Below are 22,091 nucleotides of genomic sequence, written 5' to 3'. Positions count from 1 at the left end.
TGTATTGCAGGCCTTTTTGTATGTAATTTTGCTGTTTTATGGCTGAACAGGAAAAACTGAGAATAGATAAATATTTGTGGGCAATCAGGCTCTTTAAAACACGTACAAATGCTACAGAAGCTTGCCGTGCAGGTCGGGTTAAGCAGAACGGCCAGAACGTGAAGCCTTCCGCGATCGTGAAACCAGGTGATATTTACCAGGTTTCAAAAGGTATTGAGAAGAAGGTTATTGAAGTGCTCGAACTTTTGCACCAGCGTACGGAGTACAAGATTGCCGTTACCAAGTATAAAGACATTACACCTTTAGAGGATACCATAGCCTACAAATCAGTGTTCCATGCGCCTGTGATGAAGCGCGATCGTGGAGCCGGAAGACCGACCAAACGTGATCGAAGGGAAATTGATGAACATACAGACAACTTCTTTGAAAAAGAAGGGGACCCCGGCGACTAAGTCTTACTTGTAATAATCAAAAGCTTATTGCATAAAAAATGCCCTCTCGGAGGGCATTTTTATTGTAACGTTAGCTAAGTAAAGCTTATTTCTTGGTTGATTTATAATCTTCGTTTAAGCCTTTAATAACTTCAGACGTGATGTCTAAAGATTCATCAGCGAATAAAATAGCGCTGTTACCTTTAGAATAGGTTAATACCATTTTGTAACCTTTAGTTTTTGCATAACCTTTAAGGTAGTCTGCAACTTTATCATAAAGTTTCTCTTGCTCTGTAGCTTGCTCATTCTGCAATGCAGCACCTGCATTTTGCTGATAAGCCTGCAACTCTTGTTGCTTACGTGCAAGTCTTTGTTCTGTAGATGCACGCTGATCAGCAGCCATGGTTTGTTGTTGTTGCTGGTATTGCGCTACTTCACGTTGGAAAGCCTGTGTTTTAGCGCCCATATCCTGCTCAGCACTTTTCGCTTTGCCGTCTAATTTGGTCTTTAAATCTTTAAAGTAATCGTATTTGGTTAACAATGAATCGGAGTTCACATATACAATCTGATCTTTAGTGCTTACGGTACCAGCTTCAGTGGTTTTTGCTGGGGTAGTGGTAGCGGTATCTTTGTTCTGACAAGCTGCCATTACTGAAACCAATGCAACTGCTGCTGCTACTTTACCGAATTGTAACGTCTTAATGTTCATCTATTTTGAATTGTTGATTTGAAATTTCTGGATTTGTGCTGCAAAGGAAGCAAATACAAGCAAGCATTACCTAAGCATGGTTTTAAAATTTAAGCAAATATAAAATTTCAAATTTAGTATCCTAAGAAACATCGTTTTTTAAGCCTTTTTTAGTCCTTATCAAGTCAAATAGTTGCTCAAATATTCGGCTTATTGGGCTAAAATCGCTATTTTTGAAGCTTATTGTATTACTAACAAATATGAGCGAAGAAAAAGATCCAAAGTCAAATTATTCGGCAGATAATATACAGGTATTAGAAGGATTGGAAGCGGTGCGTAAGCGCCCTTCGATGTATATAGGGGATACCGGTGTTAAAGGTTTACACCACCTGGTGTATGAGGTTGTCGATAACTCCATTGATGAGGCCTTAGCTGGTCATGCAGACACCATTACCGTAAATATTCTTAAAGATAACTCCATCCGCGTATCCGATAATGGTCGTGGTATTCCGACAGGAATGATGCAGAAAGAAAAGAAATCTGCATTAGAGGTGGTTATGACCGTGCTTCACGCCGGTGGTAAATTCGATAAAGACACTTACAAGGTTTCTGGTGGTTTGCACGGTGTGGGTGTAAGTTGTGTGAACGCCTTGTCTACGCACCTTAAAGCTGAAGTACACCGCGAAGGAAAAGTATGGGTTCAGGAATACGCAAAAGGTAAACCGCAGTACGACGTAAAAGTTGTTGGTGAAACTGAAAAGCGTGGTACCGTAATAACTTTCTCTCCAGATCCAGAGATCTTCTCGCAAACGGTAGAGTATCGTTATGATACCCTTGCTTCACGTTTAAGAGAGTTGAGCTTCCTTAACAAAGGCATCAGCTTAACGCTTACAGACGAACGTGAGGAAGATGAAGAAGGAAACTTCCTGTCAGAGCTGTTCCTGTCTTCAGGTGGCTTGAAGGAGTTTGTTCAATTCCTTGATGGCAACCGTCCTTCATTAATCGCAGAGCCGATTTATGTTGAAGGTATGAAAAACGGTATTCCCGTTGAACTTGCGCTTCAGTACAATGACAGCTATGCGGAGAACGTACACTCTTACGTAAACAACATTAATACCCACGAAGGTGGAACACATATCGCTGGTTTCAGAAGAGGGTTAACCCGTACCCTTAAAGCGTATGCTGATAAATCAGGATTGATTAAGAACTTAAAGATTGAGATTACCGGTGACGACTTTAGAGAAGGTCTTACCGCTGTCGTTTCGGTTAAAGTTGCAGAACCACAGTTCGAAGGGCAGACCAAAACCAAGTTGGGTAACTCCGAGGTTATGGGTGCTGTAGACATCGCTGTTGGTGAAGCTTTAAATAACTACCTGGAAGAAAATCCTAAGGAAGCCCGTTTAATCATCAACAAAGTAATCCTTGCCGCAACAGCTCGTGCTGCTGCCCGTAAGGCTCGTGAAATGGTTCAACGTAAGTCTGTAATGGGCGGCTCTGGATTGCCAGGAAAGCTTGCCGATTGTTCAGATAGTGATCCGGTAAAGTGTGAGCTTTACCTGGTGGAGGGTGACTCCGCGGGTGGAACTGCAAAACAGGGCCGTGATCGTAACTTTCAGGCCATCCTTCCATTGAAAGGAAAGATCCTGAACGTGGAGAAAGCCATGGAGCACAAGATCTACGAAAATGACGAGATCAAGAACATGTTCACCGCTTTAGGCGTGAGCATTGGTACGCCAGAGGATGATAAAGCGCTGAACATGACCAAACTTCGCTATCACAAAATCGTGATCATGACGGATGCGGACATCGACGGATCCCACATTACCACGCTGATCCTGACGTTCTTCTTCCGCTACATGAAAGCATTGATCGAAGCTGGTTACGTGTACATCGCTGCGCCACCACTATACCTTGTAAAAAAAGGTAAGGAGCAGGAATATTGCTGGAATGATCAGCAACGTGATGCCGCTGTACAGCGCTTAAAAGGTGCAGGTAAAGAGGAAAGTGTTCACATTCAACGTTACAAAGGTTTGGGTGAGATGAACGCGGAGCAGCTTTGGGAGACGACTTTGAACCCGGCTACCCGTACCTTGATGCAAGCGACCATTGAAAACGCCGCTGATTGCGACCGTACCTTCTCCATGCTAATGGGTGATGAGGTTGCACCAAGAAGGGACTTCATTGAAAGAAATGCAAAATACGCGAAGATTGATGCTTAATTCATAGATTCGCTTTGACATAAAAAGCCCTGCAGGTGTAAAACTTGCAGGGCTTTTTTATGGAAAAGATACTGGACAGCGCAAGAATGTGGTGTAGACAGATGCTGGGATAACAAGGTCCCGACAGGGCCCCCACAGGGTGCATACAGGGGGTTAACAGGGCCCATGCCTTGTGAACCCCTGGTCGGGACATTGTGGGCTGCGCGTGCCTGGCTTGTATGCTACCTTTCTATTCTATAATGATCTCGTATTTGGTAAGCAGCCCTGCCAAACTATGCGCTGCAAATCTTGCTTTTTTGATTAAATTTTGTTGCGGGTCGATGCTGAAGTTCCTGTTTGTTGTAAAATCCATGCCGGAGAGGTTTGTTCCATCAAATATGGCATCTACCAGGTCGCAGTCTTTCATAATGGCTTTTGAAAGGTCAGCTTTGCTGAAGTTTGCGCCATGAAGTTTACAGTTGTTGAACGTGCTTTTGTTCATTTTCTTTTTATCGAAACTTGCATAGTCCAGCAGGCAACTCTCAAAGTGCAGTGAAAAGCCGAAGTCCAGCATCTGGTGAAAGTTGATCCCGATGAGCTTGCAATTGCTGAAACTCAAGTCCTGGGCTTTTGCTTTGGCGACTTGTGCATTGCTCAGATTGCAGGAAGCGAAAAGGCAGTCCGTAAATGCAATGCCGCTGATGTCGTTGAAAGTACAGGAACGGAATTCGACAGATTCGTAAGCTCTTTCCAAAGGCTCATTTGTAAAATCAACTCTTTCGAATACGGTGTAATAGGTCTTTGGAGCTGGCGTGTTATTTTTTCTTGATGTCATCTGATCTCTGTGTCTAATTGGGGAGTAAAAGAGTTCCGCGGCTTAGAGCTGTTTCTCTGTGTACACCGGCAAATGTAACGGAAACGGTGTGAAAACCGTGTACACGGGAAATTCATTAACTATGTCAAGAGACCTTCGCAAATAAACGGCTCTTTCTTAGCGCTGAGGTACCCGCCTATCGGTATAAGTTGTGAGATGCAGCACTGCTATTATATTTTACAATATCCGGACCTTCGGGAAATTTAAGTAATTCAGCATTCCAACTGTATATCAGTGCCTGTGGTATCTAATTTCTTAACCTGGGTCAATGCGCCGCCAGATGCTTTTAGGTAATTTTGTATTAACACAAAAAGCAAAGATTATGGACAGTTTAAGATCATTCAAGACCTTCAGTGACGGACTACCCGAGCAGGAATATTTGATGCCGGTATTGTTTATTGGTCATGGATCCCCGATGAACGGAATTCAGGATAATGACTTCTCCCGGGGCTGGAAGGCTATGGCCGACAAGCTGCCTGTACCTGCTGCCGTGTTGGTTATTTCTGCACATTGGTTATCCAAAGGCACGCGCATCACTGCAATGGATTTCCCGGAGACCATCCATGATTTTGGTGGATTTCCACAAGCTTTGTTTGATGTTCGCTATCCCGCGCCTGGGCTACCAAGTCTGGCGAGAGAAACTGCTTCGCTGTTTCATTCTACACAGGTGGAGCTGGATCACGACTGGGGATTGGACCATGGTGCCTGGACGGTCGTTCGGCACATGTATCCGCAGGCGAATGTGCCTGTATTGCAGTTAAGCATTGATTATACTAAAGGACCCGCTTACCATTTTGAACTGGCGAAAGAATTATCTGCATTGCGCCGGAAAGGGGTGCTGATCATGGGTTCTGGAAATATGGTTCACAACCTGAGAATGGTGGCATGGGATAGGATGGATGAACCGGGATATGGTTATGATTGGGCCTTAAACATCAACGAAAAGTTTAAATCCTTAATTATGGAGGAGAACTATCAGCCATTATTCAACTACCAATCTCTTGGAAGTGATGCAATGATGGCCATTCCAACACCAGAGCACTACATGCCGCTAATGTATACCCTGGGTTTAAAACAGCATGGTGATGACGTTTCATTCTTCAATGATAAGGCTGTTGCGGGATCTTTAACCATGACTTCGGTGAAGATCGGGTAGTTTTATTTCCCTTTCCCGCATTAACCTTCGAGGATAATCATGGATATTAGGTGTAGTGTAATGCTGATCTAACCAATGTTCATGACCAACCTGATGAAAAAGCAACTCTTATTAATCCTGCTGTTAACCGGCAGTTTGCATGTTTTCGCGCAACAAGCGGCCAGTAAGCTACCTAAAGTGCTCCTCCGTTTTGATGATATCGGTATGAACCATGCCGTGAACACCGCTATTAATGAGGTTGGGAAAACAGGCATGCCTTTCTCAGCTTCGGTCATGTTTGCCTGTCCCTGGTACCAGGAGGCGGTTGAAGTACTCAAGAAGTATCCAAAGGTTGCGGTGGGTGTGCACCTGACCTTAACCGCGGAGTGGAAGAACTACAGGTGGGGTCCGGTTTTAGGGCAGTCTGCCGTGCCGAGCCTGGTAGATGGTTTGGGCTATTTTCTGCCTTCTACCACCGCTTTTCAAAAGAACAAATACAAGCTTGAAGAAGTAGAGCGGGAGCTCAGTGCGCAGATTGAACGTGCATTGGCGTCAGGCCTGCAAATCTCGTATATCGACCCGCACATGGGCATTGCATTGTCCACCCCACAATTGCGTAGCCTTACAGAGCGGCTCGCGAAGAAATACAAGCTGGCGATATCTCCGTTAAGCGAGGTAACATACTTTGGCGAAAGCTATAATGATATGTGGGGCGAGCCTGTTGCAACAAAAAAGCAGGCCTTTATGAACGTGCTGCAGAATCTCTCTACAACAGCACCCGCGAATATGGTGATCCTGCATATTGCGCAGGCGACGCCGGAAATGGATGCGATAAACGACATGAACAGCAGCATGATGAGCAGCAATGCAAGCAGTCATAGACAGGCAGAACTGGACATGGTGCTTTCAAAGGAGTTCCGGGATATGGTGGGGCAGCGGTTTGAACTGGTGACTTACCAGGATCTGATTAAGCAGTTTGGCTTGCGGAACAGTAAGCCGGTGCCGGCAGGCAAGTAATTACATGGTGTTTAGCACTTCCCTGACCCGATCTCTCTTACCTCTTGAAATGGGCAATTCCGTTCCGTCATAAAGGAGGAGGAAGTCGCCATATTCCCTTTTCCAGCTTTTAATATGTCTAACATTGACCAGGTGCGATTGGTGACAACGGATAAAACCGTAGTCTTTTAAGATTTCCTCGTACTCGTAAATGGGTATGGAGACCTGCTGATATTTTTGATCAAGGGGTTCTGCTGCGTGGTAATTGGACTTATGAAACCTATATTTGAGCATGATGATGAACTTACAGGAGTTTAAAAGCACATTAAGTAGTGGCGAAATGCCGGAAAATCTCTCCGTGTACCTGCAGGCGCTTTGGTATGATGGCCGGGGAGATTGGAAAGCTGCACACGACCTGATTGATCAACGCAGCGACAAGCGTTCGGCACATTTACATGCTTATCTGCACCGGAAAGAAGGTGATATATGGAACGCCGATTACTGGTACAACAGGGCTGGAGAAAAAAGGCCTGCCGTTTCGTTGGAGCAGGAATGGGAGCAGTTGGTGCAGGGGTTTCTAGCGGGGTAGTTGTCCATAGTACGAGTCCGTGCTCAAAGGTGAGCTGCTTAAAATGTATGAGCCAGTCCAGATTAACTTTCTACTGGAGGCGATTACGGTGAGCGATCATCTTTTCTATACATAAGATTTTAGGTATTGTTGTTTATTTGTATATTCGGGTATGTCAATCAACAGCGATTTATTTAAGGGCACCTTATCGACGATCCTCTTGAACCTGCTGGAACAGCATGGTAAGATGTATGGCTATGAAATCACCCAGAAAGTAAAGGCAATCACCGATGGAGGTTTTAATCTGAAAGAAGGCGCTTTATACCCTGCACTGCACAAGCTGGAGGCGGAGGGATTAGTGGAAACAAGTTCTGAAATGGTTGACGGTCGGATGCGCAAGTACTACGAACTTTCTTCAGACGGCCAAACTGCTGCCCTGAACAAAATGGAGGAAGCCCGAGCATTCATCAAAAGCTTACAGCTGTTGTTAAACCTTAAACCCGCGCTACAATGATCTTAAACGAAATACAAAAGCAGGAAATAGCAGACTACGTGAAATCCGTAACGCGCTATCGGGAGACGTATAATGAGGTTTATGATCATGTGCTTTCCGCATTGGAGCAGGAGGCGCAAGACAGCTTTCACCTGAGCTTAGCTGAAGAAGTAATCAATACTGATTTTGGTGGGCTGAAGCAGATTTTAGAGGAAGAAGAAAATACGCGCCAGGGGCTTTATGGAAGCTTCAGCAGGATGCTGAAACAGGAAATGTTGAACACCTTTAGGTTTCCAGCAGTGTTACATAACCTCTCGCTACTTAGTCTTGGGTTAATGTTCTATTTCGGCGAAGCGAACAGTGAGGCGATCGTTTCTATGACCATTATTGGCACCTTGATCGCTTTGCTGATACCGTTGCTGCTGTTTGTCTACAAATCTTACATCCGGGATAGGCGGCAAGCTAAGCCATCTATTAGTAATTACGCGCTCCGATACAATGCGCTATTCGGGCTGAATACCGCCACTTGTGTTTTCTATCTTTGTTTTGCCTGGGACGCAATGATTGCCCTGGAGCCCGGCATACTCGTAGCCATCATGTGGACTGCATACTTCTTTTCTAGTATATTCTTACGGGCCTTTATGAAGATGTACAACAGTGCTTTAAAACTGAAGCTTCGATAAGAGCCATGAAGTGCTTGTTTTTTTTAGCCATTCTGAGTTAACCGCTATCACCACTGGAGAGCGTGCTAAAGAGCTTAGCTGTTTTAACTGGGGATTCAACCCGTAGAGAATCAATTCAAGCGGCTAACAAGCTATCTTAGTTCGTACTTAATCAGGATGTCTCCACAATTTACCTATAGAACGTAACCCGCAGCCTTTTATAACTAATCTTTGCTTTGTACTTGATCAGGATGTCTCCTCCAATAATCCCTGCTACTTGTGGATGGCCCAGATGTTCATAAGCTTCATTCACACTCTGCAAGTCCAGTCCAACAACCTGATACTTCTTAATCTTCAACTTGCCAAGCTTCAATTTCGGCAGTGTTGCTACGGCGGTACTTGAGGTACTGAATAGCGTTGTTGCTACTGTATCTTCTTCTGGATTTATCGTTTCAATAGCTTCCGATGCGATGTTCTGCTCTAAAAGCGCCTTGTCGAACACCGACCTGGAAGCACCAGTATCCAGCACCGCCCAGTGCTTTTTCCCAAAAACAACAATTTCCACCAAAAGGTGGAAACCGTCGTCTTGTAAGTTTATCAGTTTTAATGGGACACGAATTGTTCTCATTCAATTAGATTAGTTTCATTTCTGTAAGTACGTTGTTCATGCTGCGCACAGCATCTGCACTTTTATCGAATTTAGCTTGCTCTTCTGTGGTAAGTTTGAAGTCTACGATAGACTCCCATCCATTGCGGCCCACAACTACTGGTACACCCAGACAGATGTCCGATTGGCCATATTCGCCATCAAGCGCTACACAGCAGGTAAAGATTTTCTTCTCATCACGCACAATGCTTTCTACCAGCGCCGCACCTGCAGCACCTGGCGCGTACCATGCAGAAGTACCCAATAGCCCCGTTAGCGTCGCACCGCCAACCATGGTATCTGCAGCAACTTTCTCGAGTGTCGCTTCATCAAGCAGGTTGCTTACTGGCAAGCTTTGGTAAGTTGCATACCTGGTTAGTGGAATCATGGTGGTATCACCATGGCCGCCAATTACAAAGCCTTGCAGGTCGCTGGAATTGCAGTTTAAAGCTTTGCTTAGGTAGTATTTGAATCTGGCACTGTCCAGAATGCCGCCCATGCCGATAAGTTGAGTTTTCGGGATGTTCAGTGACTTCAAGGCCAGGTAAGTCATGGTATCCATTGGGTTGCTGATCACCACAATAATCGCGTCAGGAGAGTATTTAAGGATATTTTCAGCAACACCTTTCACAATGCCCGCATTAATGCCGATTAATTCTTCGCGGGTCATGCCCGGTTTGCGTGGTAAACCAGAGGTGATTACTGCAACAGCAGAGCCGGCAGTCTGGCTGTAGTCGTTGGTTACGCCGGTGATTTTGGTATCGAAGCCCAGGAGCGCTGCGGTTTGCATCATGTCGATTGCTTTTCCTTCAGCAAATCCTTCCTTAATGTCCAACAACACAAGCTCTTGTGCCAGTTCCTTGCGGGCGATGTTGTCTGCGCATGTTGCGCCGACAGCTCCTGCACCTACTACAGTTATTTTCATATTTCTTTGATTAAGTTAGCAGTTTTATGTCCTTTAACCCTCCGGCAAGGGACCCGTTTGCCCGTTTGTAGGGCAAAAAGCGTACCTGGCACCCCGATCGAAGGTATCAATTTTGGGTGCTTTAAAAAATCGTTTTTAAAACTTTATTTATACTAAGGGGTTATTTATCTAGATTTAACATTCGGAGGTTAGGGGCTTAATAATAGAGCATATAGTTATGGAAAATACACCTGTAGAAAGGGTAGATATATTGTCATTTGCAGGGAAATGGTATACATTATATTCCATATCTACTTTCATGGATAAGCACTGGCGACAGACTACAGAGACCTACGTGATTCATCCGGACGGCTATTTTGCTGTATTTACCAACTTTAAAGTTGCAGGGGAGCAAACCCAGAAGTACATTCGCTCTAAGCTGTACGTCGTAAAGGGCACCAATAATGCAGAATTCAAATTACAGTTCCTCTGGCCATTTAAAGTAGATTACTGGGTCATTGAATTGGCTGAAGATTATTCATACGCCGTTATCGGGCATCCAGAGTGTAAATTCTTGTTCATCATGTCCAGAAAGCCTTATCTGGATCAGGAACTGCTGGATGATATCATCAATCGCTGCAAGCAGAAAGGTTATGATACCGCTAAGCTTATTTCTCAGGAACATCCCGTTCCAACTTTATCAAAAGAACAGTTGAATTAAGCTTGCCCTTCCGGCCTTAGCCAGTTCGAGCTTATTTATGGAATAGATCCTTAATATCAACGTTGTTTGCACAACAATCCAGGCTCACCTTTAGAATAGCTTAACTAAGCTGAGTTTGGCAATATGTAGATAAACAGCTTTACTAAGTATATCATTCAACTTTATCTGCGCAACAGATTATCCCATCTTGGCGTGCTGATGTCACCTAATCCGGCATTATCTACAGAACTCATTTAGGGAGAACAGCTTGCTTTTAAAAACCCGCGAGGTTTGTAAAATTCTATTTAACCTTACAAAGATTAGCCACTTTTATAATAGGTATTAAGTATTTTTGCACCTCCAACCCGGGTAGTAATGCGCAAGGTATTTACTGCACATCTGCCCTAAACGGAGCGACTCAGAATTCTCTTAACTTACCTATGTACTTAATCTTCGATACCGAAACCACTGGTTTACCACGCAACTATAATGCACCCGTTACGGACACAGACAATTGGCCGCGTTGCATTCAGGTGGCCTGGCAGCTGCATGATGATCTGGGTAAGTTGCTGGAAAACAAGAGTTTTCTTGTAAAGCCTAAGGGCTTCAATATCCCTTACGATGCGGAGAAGATCCACGGCATCTGTACCGAACTTGCAGAGGAGCAAGGGGAGGATCTGGAAGCTGTACTGGCGGAGTTCAACATAGCACTTTCGAAATCGCGCTTTGCCGTTGGTCAGAACATTGGCTTCGACGTGAACGTTATGGCCTGTGAGTTCCACCGCCTCGGCATGGAAACCCAGCTCATGGACATGCCGGTGCTGGATACCTGTACCGAAGTTACGGCCAGCTTGCTTCAACTCCCTGGTGGTCGAGGTGGAAAGTTCAAGCTGCCAACTTTAACTGAACTTCACAGCTATCTGTTCGGTGTGCCTTTTTCTGAAGCACACAACGCGACGGCCGACGTGGAGGCGACATCCCGTTGTTTCCTGCAGTTGCTGAAGTCGGATGCGTTCCGCCCTGAAGAACTTGGCCTGGATCAGGAGTACATCCGCAATTTCAAGCAGGCTAATCCGGGTGTCATCGAGTCCGCAGGACTAACGCACATCAACCTTAAATCAGCTTCTGAGGAAATCAAACGTCGCTTGCAGAAGCCGGCGGAAGTGATTTCCCGTGCTACGCTGAACGACAATAAACGTGAGCTGAGTAATGCGAACTTCATCCACCTGCACAACCACACGCAGTTTTCCGTTTTACAATCGACCATAAACATCCCTGGCCTGATCAAAGCTGCGGCAAAATATAAGATGCCTGCAGTGGCGATGACCGACCATGCAAATATGATGGGCGCCTTCCACTTTGTGAGTCAGGTGGCCAACCACAATAAGGCTGCGGAAGCAAAAAACAATGCTGCCATTGAGAACGGTGAGGAACCTACAGAAGTAATGCTGAAGCCAATCATTGGCTGTGAATTCTTCGTATGTGACAATCACCTTGACAAATCGAAGAAAGATAATGGCTACCAGATGGTCCTACTTGCAAAAAACAAGAATGGCTATCATAATCTGGCAAAGTTATCTTCCATAGCGTATACCAAAGGTTTCTATTATGTACCAAGGATTGACCGTGCGTTAATCTCGCAGTACAAAGATGATCTGATCGTACTCTCCGGCAACCTTTATGGAGAGATCGCAAGTAAAATCCTGAATCTGGGCGAGCATCAGGCTGAAGCCGCATTAGAGTGGTGGAAAGCGGAGTTCGGTGATGATTTCTACATTGAAATTATGCGCCATACCCAGGAAGATGAAGATATTGCCAACAGAACCTTGATTCAGTTGGCTCGCAGACACGGCTTGAAGGTGGTTGCAACAAACAACACCTATTACATCGATAAAAAGGATGCGAATGCCCACGACATTCTACTCTGTGTTAAAGATGGGGAGAAACAAGCGACACCAATAGGGCGCGGTCGCGGGTACCGTTACGGTTTGCCAAACCAGGAGTATTACTTCAAATCACCTGAAGAGATGAAAATGCTCTTCAATGATCTGCCGGAGGCCATTTACCACACGCAGGAGATTGCCGATAAAGTAGAATCGTATAAACTTGCACGGGAGGTGTTACTACCTAAATTCGACATCCCGGAACAGTTTATTGTTGCGGAAGATGACACCGACGGTGGAAAACGTGGAGAGAACAAATACCTCAGACACCTTACTTATGAGGGTGCCAAACGCAGATACGGCGTAATCACGCCAGAGATTGACGAGCGACTCGACTTTGAACTAAAAACCATTGAAAAGACCGGGTACCCGGGATACTTCCTGATCGTACAGGATTTCATTGCGGAAGCCAGAAAGCTCGACGTATCCGTAGGACCGGGGCGTGGTTCTGCAGCAGGCTCCGTGGTTGCATACTGTTTGTGGATCACCAACATCGATCCGATCAAGTACGACCTGCTTTTTGAACGTTTCCTAAACCCAGACAGGGTGTCCATGCCCGATATCGACATCGACTTTGACGATGAAGGCCGAAGTCGTGTCATGGACTATGTAATCAACAAGTACGGTGCGAACCAGGTGGCACAGATCATCACATACGGTACCATGGCTGCTAAGTCGTCCATCCGGGATACCGCGCGGGTACTCGATCTGCCGCTTTTTGAAGCGGACAAGATCGCCAAGCTGATCCCGAATATGAAGCTCGCCAAGATATTCTCCCTGGACGAAGCCGCCCTAAAAGGCGGGCTGCGTGCAGATGAATACGAGCGGGTGCTGGAGCTTAAAGCAGTAGCTTCAGGTGCAAACCTGAGCGGGGAGACCATCCAACAGGCGAAAATCCTTGAAGGATCACTGCGTAACACCGGTATTCACGCCTGTGGGGTGATCATTACACCAGATGATATTACGAACTTTGTTCCTGTAGCTACAGCTAAGGATTCCAATCTATATGTTACCCAGTTCGACAACTCGGTGGTTGAAAGCGCCGGATTGCTCAAAATGGACTTCCTGGGTTTAAAGACCCTGACCCTGATCAAGGACACGGTAAAGCTGGTACGTTTACGTACAGGCATTCAACTTGATCCCGATCAGTTCCCTATTGACGATGTGAAAACCTATGAGCTTTTCCAGCGGGGTGAAACGGTCGGTATCTTCCAGTACGAGTCCAGCGGCATGCAGAAGTACATGAAGGAACTTAAGCCAACCGTATTTGGTGACTTAATTGCCATGAACGCACTATACCGCCCGGGACCTCTGGAGTACATTCCTAGTTTCGTGCGCCGTAAAAACGGTGAAGAAGAAATCAAGTATGACCTTGATGCCTGCGAAGAGTACCTAAAGGAAACTTATGGTATTACTGTTTACCAGGAGCAAGTGATGTTGCTGTCGCAGAAACTGGCGGATTTCACCAAAGGTGAAGCCGACGTATTGCGTAAAGCGATGGGTAAAAAGCAGAAAGACGTGCTTGACAAGATGAAGCCTAAGTTCGTGGCGCAAGCTGCAGCGAAGGGGCACTCGCCAGCGACGCTTGAAAAAATCTGGAAAGACTGGGAAGCTTTCGCGTCATACGCCTTCAACAAGTCGCACTCGACCTGCTACGCCTGGATTGCCTACCAGACTGCGTACTTAAAAGCGCATTACCCTGCAGAATACATGGCCGCAGTGCTATCCAATAACATGAACGACATCAAGCAGGTCGCCTTCTTCATGGAAGAGTGCCGCCAGATGGGCGTTCAGGTACTTGGCCCGGATGTAAATGAATCGGACATCAAGTTCTCCGTTAACGATCGTGGAGAAGTGCGCTTTGGACTATCCGCCGTGAAAGGCGTAGGGGAGAAAGCTGTGGAAAGCATCATAGAAGAGCGTAGAACGAACGGTCCATTCAAGAGTGTGCACGACTTCGCGAAACGCGCAAACACTCGTACGGTAAATAAGAAGGCCTACGAGAGCTTTGTCTATAGCGGCGCCTTTGATGGCTTCAGCTACCACCGGGCGCAGTACTTCTTCATCGGTGTAAACGATAAAATGAACGGCATCGAGAAGCTCATCAAGTATGCGAATGACTTCCAGAATAACGAGTCCTCTGCGCAATCATCGTTATTCGGCGGTACTGTCGCAGATCTGATTCTGGAACCAAGCTTACCGGTGGCTCCAGAGTGGACGCTCATTGATAAACTTAAATACGAGAAGGATGCCATTGGAATCTTCTTGTCTGGCCACCCGTTAGACAACTATCGCTTTGAGCTGAATAACTTCTGCCAAAACTGTGTTAAACACTTGTCCGTAATCAATAAGATCCGGACCGGCGATACCAATGAAGAAGTACTCGCAGAATTCGAATCACTTAAAAACAAAGAGCTGGTTATCGGCGGGTTGGTTGTTGCTGCGGCGCAACGAATCACGAAAACCGGAAAGCCTTTCGGCACCTTTGTGTTTGAGGATTACGATGAAAGCTGCGAACTGGCGTTGTTCGGTGACGACTTCATCAAGTTTAAACAATTTCTGACTGAAGGCTACTTCCTTCAGATCCGCGGACGGGTAGGAGAGCGCTTCCGCAAGGAAGGCGACTGGGAGTTCAAAGTAACCTCCATAAACCTGCTGTCGGAACTACGTGACAAGTTGACAAAGTGCATCACTATTCAGATCCCGATAGAAGGTATCAACGAAGATATCATGGCCGACATTGATGGCATCATTGAAGAGAATAAATCCACCACGGAACAGCAAAACTGCCAGCTACACTTCGCTGTGTACGACCGGGAGCAGAATGTTGTGCTGGAATTACCTTCAAAATCATTGCGCATAAATCCAAACAATGCATTCCTCGAAAAGGTTACTGCATTGAACAGTGTTAGCTACAAGTTGAACTAATGTCATAAAGCCCTGAAAGCATACCGTGGCATAAGTATTGATTATTATCTTTGTATAAAATGATCCATTTAGGATACTGAAAAACTTAATTAGAAATATAAATTATGGCTTTAGAAATTACAGATGCAAACTTCGAGGAAGTTGTATTAAATTCAGATAAACCAGTGTTGGTAGACTTTTGGGCAGAATGGTGCGGTCCATGTCGTATGGTAGGTCCAGTTGTTGACGAGATCTCTAAAGAATACGAAGGAAAAGCAATCGTTGGAAAAGTTAACGTAGATAACAATCCTCAGATCTCAACCAAGTTTGGTATCCGTAATATTCCAGCTTTATTGTTCTTCAAAAACGGTGAAGTTGTAGATAAACAAGTTGGTGCAGTTCCAAAATCAGTACTTTCAGGAAAGTTAGATAAACAACTGTAATCAAGTATATACACATAAAAAAAGTGTTCATGAAAATGAACGCTTTTTTTATGGCCGATAGTCTCTACTCTTTGTTTGGCTGGTTTCTTCCCCTGCCAAAGCGGTTCAGCAGTTCCTTCTTGAAGGTTTCCTGTGCCCTGTAGTACTTTCCAACCACCTTCAGCGGTAGGCTGGACTTCAACCTGTTGTAGTACTTCTTTTCAATATTCAGGTTGCGCTGTTTGTAGTTAATTTCATTGGTAATCAGCGCGTGAATTTCATTGTCCGACAATGCTTCAATTTCCTCGGTTTTGCGGAAGCTAATGACATTCTTGTTTCGCTCCGATCGCAAGGCGCTCAATTCCTTCTGCCAGTCGTTATAAATTGGCCAGAAGATCTTGGCTTCTCCTGAAGAGAGATCAAGCTTCTGCGTGAGGTAAGCAATCTTGTAAGATTCAATTTCTTCATTGCGGTTGCCACGATCCTGAGCATTAAGCAATGCGGGGATGAACAAGAGTAGCATTGCAATCCAAATATTTTTCATAGTATTCAATTTTCTATTTAACACCATAAGTCCAGCACTTACAGGTTAGATGCAATTTCATATTGCGTATAGTGGTTCAAAATATAGTCTTCAAGTTCTGCAGAAGTCGCAGAAGTATTTGTGCTGTTCTCTGATGTGCCGCTTTCCATTTCATCCATGATGGTCTGCTCATCAATGTCCCACAACATCGGATCTTCAGCTACAGAAGCCGTAGCATGCTGCGGAGCCGATGATTTAAACAGGCTATCCTGGTTCAGGTACACCGCAAAACCGGATATCAACGCTAAACAAGCCGCTGCGGCATATTTCGTCATGCGATTTGGCCACAGCTTTCTAACCTTGGGCGTAGTGGCCTGAGGTTGTTCAACCTGCTCAAGAATTTTGTGGTTTAGTTTTTCGAAGTAACCCGCTGGTACAGCAAAGCCATCTTCTTTAGGTAGGTTCAGTTGCTCAAGCGCGATCTTAGCCGTAATGTCCGCTTGTAGCGATTCGAAGTAACCCTCGGGAACCGAAGGTTCATATACACCAGCGTTTGTCTTTAAATCATCAACAAATACACTTGCGCTAATTCTTTCACTTAAGCTATCAAAATACTGCTCAGGAACAGCAAAGGGATTTACCTTAGGCAAACGGGAGAGATTCGGTGCCTCATCTTTCCAATCATTATGTTCTAAATTATTATCCATTTCGCTTATATAGATGCTATTAATCCTAAAAGGTTTAAAAACGGATGTCTTCATTTAACATGAAAGTCTCAATTTTCTTTACCGCAATATGAAATGATGCTTTTAGCGCCCCGACGCTGGTACCAAGTACCTCAGAAATCTCCTCGTACTTCATATCATCGAAGTACTTCATGTTGAAGATCAGCTTCTGCTTTTCGGGTAATGTCTGGATGGCACGCTGGAGTTTGAGCTGGATCTCCGTACCATTGAAGTAGGAGGGCTCAACCATGCTTTCCACCACTTCAGATGATACTTCATCCAGTGGCGTATTGTTCTGCCGTTTTTGTTTATTCAGAAAAGTAATGGATTCGTTTGTGGCAATGCGATAGATCCAGGTGTAGAGCTGGGAGTCGCTCCTGAAGTTGCCCAGGTTCTTCCAGACCTTCACAAACACGTCCTGCACAAGATCGTCCGTATCATCATGATTGATGACCAAGCGGCGGATGTGCCAGTAGATCTTTTGCTGATATTTATTTAGAAGCAGGCTGAAGGCCTCCTGTCTGGTTCGTTCAACTGAAAACTTTTCTAGTATCTCTGCGTCTTCAACCTGCTTCATAGATTATTTCTTGCGTTTTAAAACAGCTTGCGCCGCTTCAACGATGTTAACGGTGTCTAAGCCGTATTTAGTCATCAATTCATCTGGCGTACCACTCTCTCCGAAGCTATCGTTAACAGCAACGAACTCCTGCGGTGCAGGGAACTGTGTGCTCAGTAGACGGGCAACACTTTCACCCAAACCACCAAACTTATTGTGCTCTTCAGCGGTAACTACACAGCCTGTTTTCTGCACAGACTTTAGAATCGCTTCTTCATCCAAAGGTTTAATCGTGTGGATGTTGATGATTTCCGCATCGATACCTAGCTTCTCAAGTTCCTCACCAGCTTCAATCGCTTTCCAAACCATGTGGCCAGTCGCGATGATCGTTACATCTTTACCTTCGTTCACCATCCATGCTTTACCGATCTGGAAGTCCTGATCCGCAGGCGTAAAGATTGGTACGCTCGGGCGCCCGAAACGTAGGTACACCGGACCTTCGTAGTCTAAAATAGCAAGTGTAGCCGCTTTAGTCTGGTTGTAATCACAAGGGTTGATTACAGTCATGCCCGGAAGCATTTTCATCAAACCGATATCTTCCAGAATCTGGTGCGTTGCACCATCTTCTCCAAGCGTCAATCCTGCGTGAGATGCACAAATTTTAACGTTCTTGTTTGAATAAGCTACGGACTGTCTGATCTGGTCATAAACACGACCAGTAGAGAAGTTTGCAAAAGTTCCAGTGAAAGGAATTTTGCCGCCGATGGTTAAACCTGCAGCCATACCAATCATGTTTGCTTCCGCAATACCCACCTGAATGTAACGGTCAGGGAATTCATTTGCAAAGTCGTCCATTTTCAATGAACCCTTTAAATCGGCACATAAAGCAACTACGTTTTCATTGCGTTTTCCTGCTTCATGCAGGCCGGCACCAAAGCCTGATCTGGTGTCTTTCTTTTCTGTATATGTATACTTTTTCACGTTGATTCTGATTAATAGTCGGATAATGAACTGGAAATTTGACCCAATGCGCTTTCTAGCTGTGCATCGTTTGGCGCAGTGCCATGCCATTTGTGTGAGCCAACCATGTAATCCACACCATAACCCATCTGTGTACTCATTAAATTCAGGATTGGTCTGCCTTTTCCGGTAAGCGACTTCGCATAATGTAGTGCTTTCACAATATTATCCATGTCATTTCCATCAGAGGTAATTACATGCCATCCGAAGGCTTCGAACTTCGCCTGTAAGTTATCTAAGGACAATACTTTTTCCGTAGGACCGTCAATCTGCTGACCGTTATAGTCGATCGTAGAAATCAGATTGTCAACCTTGTTAAAAGGCGCAAACATAATGGCCTCCCAGTTTTGGCCTTCCTGTAACTCTCCATCACCATGTAACGTATACACTAAAGAACTATCCTTGTTCAGCTTCTTAGCTAAAGCCGCACCAATAGCTACAGAGAAGCCCTGACCTAAAGATCCAGATGCGATTCTGATGCCTGGTAAATGTTCATGTGTAGTTGGGTGACCTTGCAAACGGGAGTTCAGCTTTCTAAAAGTGGCAAGTTCCGCAACATCAAAATAGCCTGATCTCGCAAGTACACTATAGAAAACCGGGGAAATGTGTCCGTTCGAAAGGAAGAAAAGATCTTCACCTTTGCCATCCATATTGAAGTCGGTGTTGTGGTTCATGACTTCAAAATATAAAGCGGTCATGAAATCTGCGCAACCTAGTGACCCACCTGGGTGACCTGATTGACAGCCATGCACCATTCTTACAATATCCCTTCTGACTTGAGAAGCGATATCTTCTAATTCTTTAATTGTATGTTTCATTTAGCTGGAAAAGTTAATATTTGTAAAGGTATTATTTAAGCCTTAATAATTTAATTAAACTGAAAGTAGTTCAAGTACCTGCGCAGACGCGTTTTTAGTATCTACCTTCTTAATTACATCCTTAATTAAGCCGTTTTCATCAATAATGAATGTTCTGCGGTTTACACCCATATACTTCTTGCCGTACATGTTTTTTTCAACCCAGACACCGTAGTCATTTACAATCTTGTGGTCTGTATCTGCCAACAGCGGAAAGGGTAAACTGTGCTTGCTGATGAACTTCTTATGAGACTGCTCATCATCTACACTTACGCCTAAAACAACAATCCCTTTGGCAATTAAATTCTGATGATTGTCTCTGAAATCGCATGCCTCTGCCGTACAACCCGGGGTATCATCTTTTGGATAGAAGTACAAAACCACGGTCTTGCCACTAAACTGATCTAAGCTGATGGCGTTGCCATCCTGATCTCTGGAATTGATTGCAGGTGCCTGCATACCTGCCGAAAGTTCTGTCATAATGCTTATTTATAAAATGATAGCGTCAGTGTCTTCGAGTTTTCTTTCATGTCTACAACAATGAGCGCTAAGTTATGTTTCCCGTTTGATAAGGTACCATCAAAACTGTGCGATAAAGTTGCGGTCTTAGCATCAAACTCCATTAGAACCCAGCGTCCATCAATGTAACCGTTAAAACTCTTAATGCCTGATAAGTTGTCTCTGATCTTGAAAGTCATTCTGCCTACGCCCCGCATGTTTTTACCTTCGGAGATGTTTACCGGCGTTATCGTCGGTGGTAGCGTATCTACGGCAATGTAGAAACTCCCAAAGGTCCTCGGCTTTGCTTTCACGAAACCATCCTCAAACTTACCGCCTTGCGATGCACCGCTGGTGCTTACAATAAGCGCCTTGCTCTGCAATTCTCCAAGATCTGCCATAGGCTTAATCCATAAATCAAAGCCGGTATGTAGTGGAGTCAGGCGGTTATGCACCTGATGCACCGCTGAATACCCTCTGGCTACACGCTGCGCGCCAGCTTTGTACACAAAGTCAAGATCGTTATATAAGTTGCCCGGCTGAATCTGGACAAACACGCTGTCCGTCTTAAATTCATTAACCTGATTGTATGGGAACAAGATTCCTTTCATCGGTCGTGGACTGCTGGTGGAAGGCGTAGCTGAAGCTTGTACCTGAAAAGTAATGGTGCTGGTGTTACCACGAACATCTGTCACAGTGTATTTCAGATCGTGCAGAAGCCCATCGTTAAAGCTAATGCGACCTCTGTTTTCAAGGTTGGTGTAAATCTGTAATGGATTACCAGGGTCCACAAAACTCTTCTGAATGCTTCTTTTTGTATTCAGGTAGGTCGGATAGTCGATATGCGAATTGATAGCCTTGCTGTTTTCAAATGAAAAGCGTTCAAGCGCCGAGGTATAGACGCGTCGGCCGTCTATTTCAAGCATAATGGAGTACACTCCGTTTGTACCCGATAACCCAGTGTGGCGATCCGTGGTTACGATACCAAAACCAATTTCGCCACTAAGGCTCAGCGGACTTGCCACGCGGTAAGCACCTGCAGCACCGCTAAGTGGAATCGGAATCTTCGGTGTAAACTCACTAAAAGGCTGTCCATCCAGGCGATAAGCATACATCGCCGAAATAACAGGTTTAACCTGATCTGGCACTTCGATGCCGAAAAGCTGCGGATTGATTGTCGCTTCTGTTTTAGTGTCGCGAGTTTCGAAATGTAAATGCGGACCACCCGAACTGCCGGTATTTCCGGAATAGGCAATGATCTCACCTTTGTAAACAGGAATCAGGTCTGCGGCGGGAAACTCGTCTATATCGAACGACTTCTTTTCGTATTGAACAGCCTTTGCTTTTGCAGAGAGCTTTGCATTATAGCGTTGCAAGTGGCCATACACAGACGTATAGCCATTTGGATGGTTGATGTATAAGGCGTTACCGAAGCCACTGCTCTGTATTCTGATCCTGGAAATGTATCCATCTGCAATGGCGTAAACCGGAAAGCCTTCCCGCTGATTGGTACGCAAGTCTATACCAGAGTGGAAGTGGTTGGACCTGAGTTCGCCAAATGAACCCGATAGGGCAGGCGGACTGATGCTCAGCGGTGGCCTGAAATCCACCAGCGGATATTTGTTGTTGCTGATTAAAAGTTGACTGTTAGCAGTCGGAAGTAGTGCAAAATACAGGAATAGGAACAGGATCGGTCTATACATCAAGCTTATTTAATTTCAAAATTCAACAGTTGTTGCCCTTCTAACCAGGCTTCTAACCTGTCACCAGCATGAACCGGACCAACCCCTTCAGGTGTACCCGTAAAAATCAGATCACCCTTTTTTAGCGTGATGTATTTGGAAACAAAGGCAATGATGCTTTCATAAGAATACAACATGTTCTTTGTGTTGCCTTGCTGACGGGTTTCCTGATTGATTTTAAGTTCAAAAGGAAGTTCATAGAGGTTCGAAACGGATGACTTCGGAACGAAGTTACTTACGGCTGCGGAATTATCGAATGCTTTGGCAAGCTCCCATGGAAGGCCCTTTTCTTTATGCGCACTCTGGATATCGCGGGCAGTAAAATCAATACCCAAGCCAATCTCTTCATAGTAAGTGGATGCGAATTTTTCCTGGATGTGTTTGCCTTCTTTGCAGATTTTCAATACCACTTCAAGTTCGTAGTGGATGTCTGAAGAAAATTCAGGTATGTAAAACGGCCGGTTGTCCTTAAGTACGGCAGTATCGGGTTTAAGGAAAATTACGGGAGCGCTCGGAAGCGGATTGTTCAATTCTTTAGCGTGCGCAGCATAATTGCGCCCAATAGCGATGATTTTCATGACCGAAAGTAAAAAAGATTAACAG

23 protein-coding genes are annotated in these 22,091 nt (G+C 45.0%); 10 read left to right on the top strand and 13 right to left on the bottom strand.

Annotated features, from left to right (window positions below; translation table 11 throughout):
• Positions 1–38 precede the first annotated feature (38 nt).
• Positions 39–452, top strand: coding sequence for an RNA-binding S4 domain-containing protein (locus IEW69_RS15785; protein ID WP_188627851.1), 414 nt, complete (start codon positions 39–41; stop codon positions 450–452).
• Between the two features lie 85 nt (positions 453–537).
• Here IEW69_RS15785 and IEW69_RS15780 read toward each other — a convergent pair whose 3' ends face one another.
• Positions 538–1,140 (bottom strand): OmpH/Skp family outer membrane protein, encoded by a 603-nt coding sequence (locus IEW69_RS15780; protein ID WP_188627850.1) that lies wholly within the window; start codon positions 1,138–1,140, stop codon positions 538–540.
• A gap of 239 nt (positions 1,141–1,379) precedes the next feature.
• Between IEW69_RS15780 and gyrB the strand changes: the two genes are divergently transcribed.
• The gene (gyrB, locus tag IEW69_RS15775) at positions 1,380–3,338 is read left to right on the top strand and encodes a DNA topoisomerase (ATP-hydrolyzing) subunit B (protein WP_188627849.1); all 1,959 of its coding nucleotides are present in this window, start codon (positions 1,380–1,382) and stop codon (positions 3,336–3,338) included.
• A 229-nt stretch (positions 3,339–3,567) separates the two neighbouring features.
• On the opposite strand, the gene IEW69_RS15770 is transcribed toward gyrB, so the two are convergent.
• A complete protein-coding gene (locus IEW69_RS15770) occupies positions 3,568–4,152 on the bottom strand; it encodes a pentapeptide repeat-containing protein (protein ID WP_188627848.1) in 585 nt (194 codons plus the stop codon).
• A gap of 361 nt (positions 4,153–4,513) precedes the next feature.
• Here IEW69_RS15770 and ygiD point away from each other — a divergent pair, with 361 nt between their 5' ends.
• Positions 4,514–5,347, top strand: a complete 834-nt coding sequence (gene ygiD / locus IEW69_RS15765) for a 4,5-DOPA-extradiol-dioxygenase (RefSeq protein WP_188627847.1) — start codon at positions 4,514–4,516, stop codon at positions 5,345–5,347.
• 93 nt (positions 5,348–5,440) lie between these two features.
• Positions 5,441–6,343, top strand: coding sequence for a ChbG/HpnK family deacetylase (locus IEW69_RS15760; protein ID WP_188627846.1), 903 nt, complete (start codon positions 5,441–5,443; stop codon positions 6,341–6,343).
• Here IEW69_RS15760 and IEW69_RS15755 read toward each other — a convergent pair whose 3' ends face one another.
• Entirely contained in the window at positions 6,344–6,616 is a 273-nt protein-coding gene (locus tag IEW69_RS15755) for a LytR/AlgR family response regulator transcription factor (RefSeq protein ID WP_188627845.1), read from the bottom strand.
• Between IEW69_RS15755 and IEW69_RS15750 the strand changes: the two genes are divergently transcribed.
• From IEW69_RS15750 to IEW69_RS15740, 3 genes are all read left to right on the top strand, one after another.
• On the top strand, positions 6,615–6,911 hold the full coding sequence (locus IEW69_RS15750; RefSeq protein ID WP_308420597.1) for a hypothetical protein: 297 nt from the start codon (positions 6,615–6,617) through the stop codon (positions 6,909–6,911). The two genes, IEW69_RS15755 and IEW69_RS15750, sit on opposite strands and share 2 nt — an antisense overlap.
• Positions 6,912–7,062: 151 nt before the next feature.
• Positions 7,063–7,404 carry a PadR family transcriptional regulator gene (locus IEW69_RS15745; RefSeq protein WP_188627844.1) on the top strand — a complete coding sequence of 114 codons (342 nt, stop codon included), beginning with the start codon at positions 7,063–7,065 and terminating at the stop codon, positions 7,402–7,404.
• Entirely contained in the window at positions 7,401–8,066 is a 666-nt protein-coding gene (locus IEW69_RS15740) for a hypothetical protein (RefSeq protein WP_188627843.1), read from the top strand. The genes IEW69_RS15745 and IEW69_RS15740 overlap by 4 nt, the downstream gene beginning before the upstream one ends.
• Before the next feature lie 169 nt (positions 8,067–8,235).
• Here the strand turns inward: IEW69_RS15740 and IEW69_RS15735 are convergent, their stop codons facing one another.
• Positions 8,236–8,673: an aspartyl protease family protein gene (locus IEW69_RS15735; RefSeq protein ID WP_188627842.1), complete on the bottom strand. Its 438-nt coding sequence runs from the start codon at positions 8,671–8,673 to the stop codon at positions 8,236–8,238.
• A 4-nt stretch (positions 8,674–8,677) separates the two neighbouring features.
• Complete coding sequence (locus IEW69_RS15730; RefSeq protein ID WP_188627841.1) at positions 8,678–9,616, bottom strand: malate dehydrogenase; 939 nt, start codon at positions 9,614–9,616, stop codon at positions 8,678–8,680.
• 217 nt (positions 9,617–9,833) lie between these two features.
• Between IEW69_RS15730 and IEW69_RS15725 the strand changes: the two genes are divergently transcribed.
• The 3 genes from IEW69_RS15725 (at position 9,834) to trxA (ending at position 15,588) form a co-directional block, all read left to right on the top strand.
• Positions 9,834–10,316 carry a lipocalin family protein gene (locus tag IEW69_RS15725; RefSeq protein WP_188627840.1) on the top strand — a complete coding sequence of 161 codons (483 nt, stop codon included), beginning with the start codon at positions 9,834–9,836 and terminating at the stop codon, positions 10,314–10,316.
• Between the two features lie 419 nt (positions 10,317–10,735).
• Complete coding sequence (dnaE, locus tag IEW69_RS15720; RefSeq protein WP_188627839.1) at positions 10,736–15,166, top strand: DNA polymerase III subunit alpha; 4,431 nt, start codon at positions 10,736–10,738, stop codon at positions 15,164–15,166.
• 104 nt (positions 15,167–15,270) lie between these two features.
• Positions 15,271–15,588 carry a thioredoxin gene (gene trxA / locus IEW69_RS15715; RefSeq protein ID WP_188627838.1) on the top strand — a complete coding sequence of 106 codons (318 nt, stop codon included), beginning with the start codon at positions 15,271–15,273 and terminating at the stop codon, positions 15,586–15,588.
• Between the two features lie 64 nt (positions 15,589–15,652).
• On the opposite strand, the gene IEW69_RS15710 is transcribed toward trxA, so the two are convergent.
• Genes IEW69_RS15710 through IEW69_RS15675 form a run of 8 tightly spaced genes read right to left on the bottom strand, consistent with a single transcriptional unit; the run spans position 15,653 to position 22,066 of the window.
• Positions 15,653–16,111 carry a hypothetical protein gene (locus tag IEW69_RS15710; protein ID WP_188627837.1) on the bottom strand — a complete coding sequence of 153 codons (459 nt, stop codon included), beginning with the start codon at positions 16,109–16,111 and terminating at the stop codon, positions 15,653–15,655.
• A 38-nt stretch (positions 16,112–16,149) separates the two neighbouring features.
• Complete coding sequence (locus IEW69_RS15705; RefSeq protein ID WP_188627836.1) at positions 16,150–16,797, bottom strand: hypothetical protein; 648 nt, start codon at positions 16,795–16,797, stop codon at positions 16,150–16,152.
• A gap of 34 nt (positions 16,798–16,831) precedes the next feature.
• Positions 16,832–17,392: an RNA polymerase sigma factor gene (locus IEW69_RS15700; RefSeq protein WP_188627835.1), complete on the bottom strand. Its 561-nt coding sequence runs from the start codon at positions 17,390–17,392 to the stop codon at positions 16,832–16,834.
• A 3-nt stretch (positions 17,393–17,395) separates the two neighbouring features.
• Positions 17,396–18,352: a transketolase family protein gene (locus tag IEW69_RS15695; RefSeq protein WP_188627834.1), complete on the bottom strand. Its 957-nt coding sequence runs from the start codon at positions 18,350–18,352 to the stop codon at positions 17,396–17,398.
• A gap of 11 nt (positions 18,353–18,363) precedes the next feature.
• Positions 18,364–19,209 carry a transketolase gene (locus IEW69_RS15690; protein ID WP_188627833.1) on the bottom strand — a complete coding sequence of 282 codons (846 nt, stop codon included), beginning with the start codon at positions 19,207–19,209 and terminating at the stop codon, positions 18,364–18,366.
• Between the two features lie 54 nt (positions 19,210–19,263).
• Positions 19,264–19,728, bottom strand: a complete 465-nt coding sequence (gene bcp, locus IEW69_RS15685; protein ID WP_188627832.1) for a thioredoxin-dependent thiol peroxidase — start codon at positions 19,726–19,728, stop codon at positions 19,264–19,266.
• 5 nt (positions 19,729–19,733) lie between these two features.
• A complete protein-coding gene (locus IEW69_RS15680; protein ID WP_188627831.1) occupies positions 19,734–21,449 on the bottom strand; it encodes a M23 family metallopeptidase in 1,716 nt (571 codons plus the stop codon).
• Between the two features lie 5 nt (positions 21,450–21,454).
• Entirely contained in the window at positions 21,455–22,066 is a 612-nt protein-coding gene (locus IEW69_RS15675) for a fumarylacetoacetate hydrolase family protein (protein WP_188627830.1), read from the bottom strand.
• Positions 22,067–22,091 lie beyond the last annotated feature (25 nt).

Origin of the sequence: Pedobacter quisquiliarum (assembly GCF_014642175.1) — a bacterium.
Lineage (GTDB): Bacteria > Bacteroidota > Bacteroidia > Sphingobacteriales > Sphingobacteriaceae > Pedobacter > Pedobacter quisquiliarum.
The sequence above is the reverse complement of the archived record's forward strand: the minus strand, read 5'-3'. Positions and strand labels throughout refer to the sequence as shown.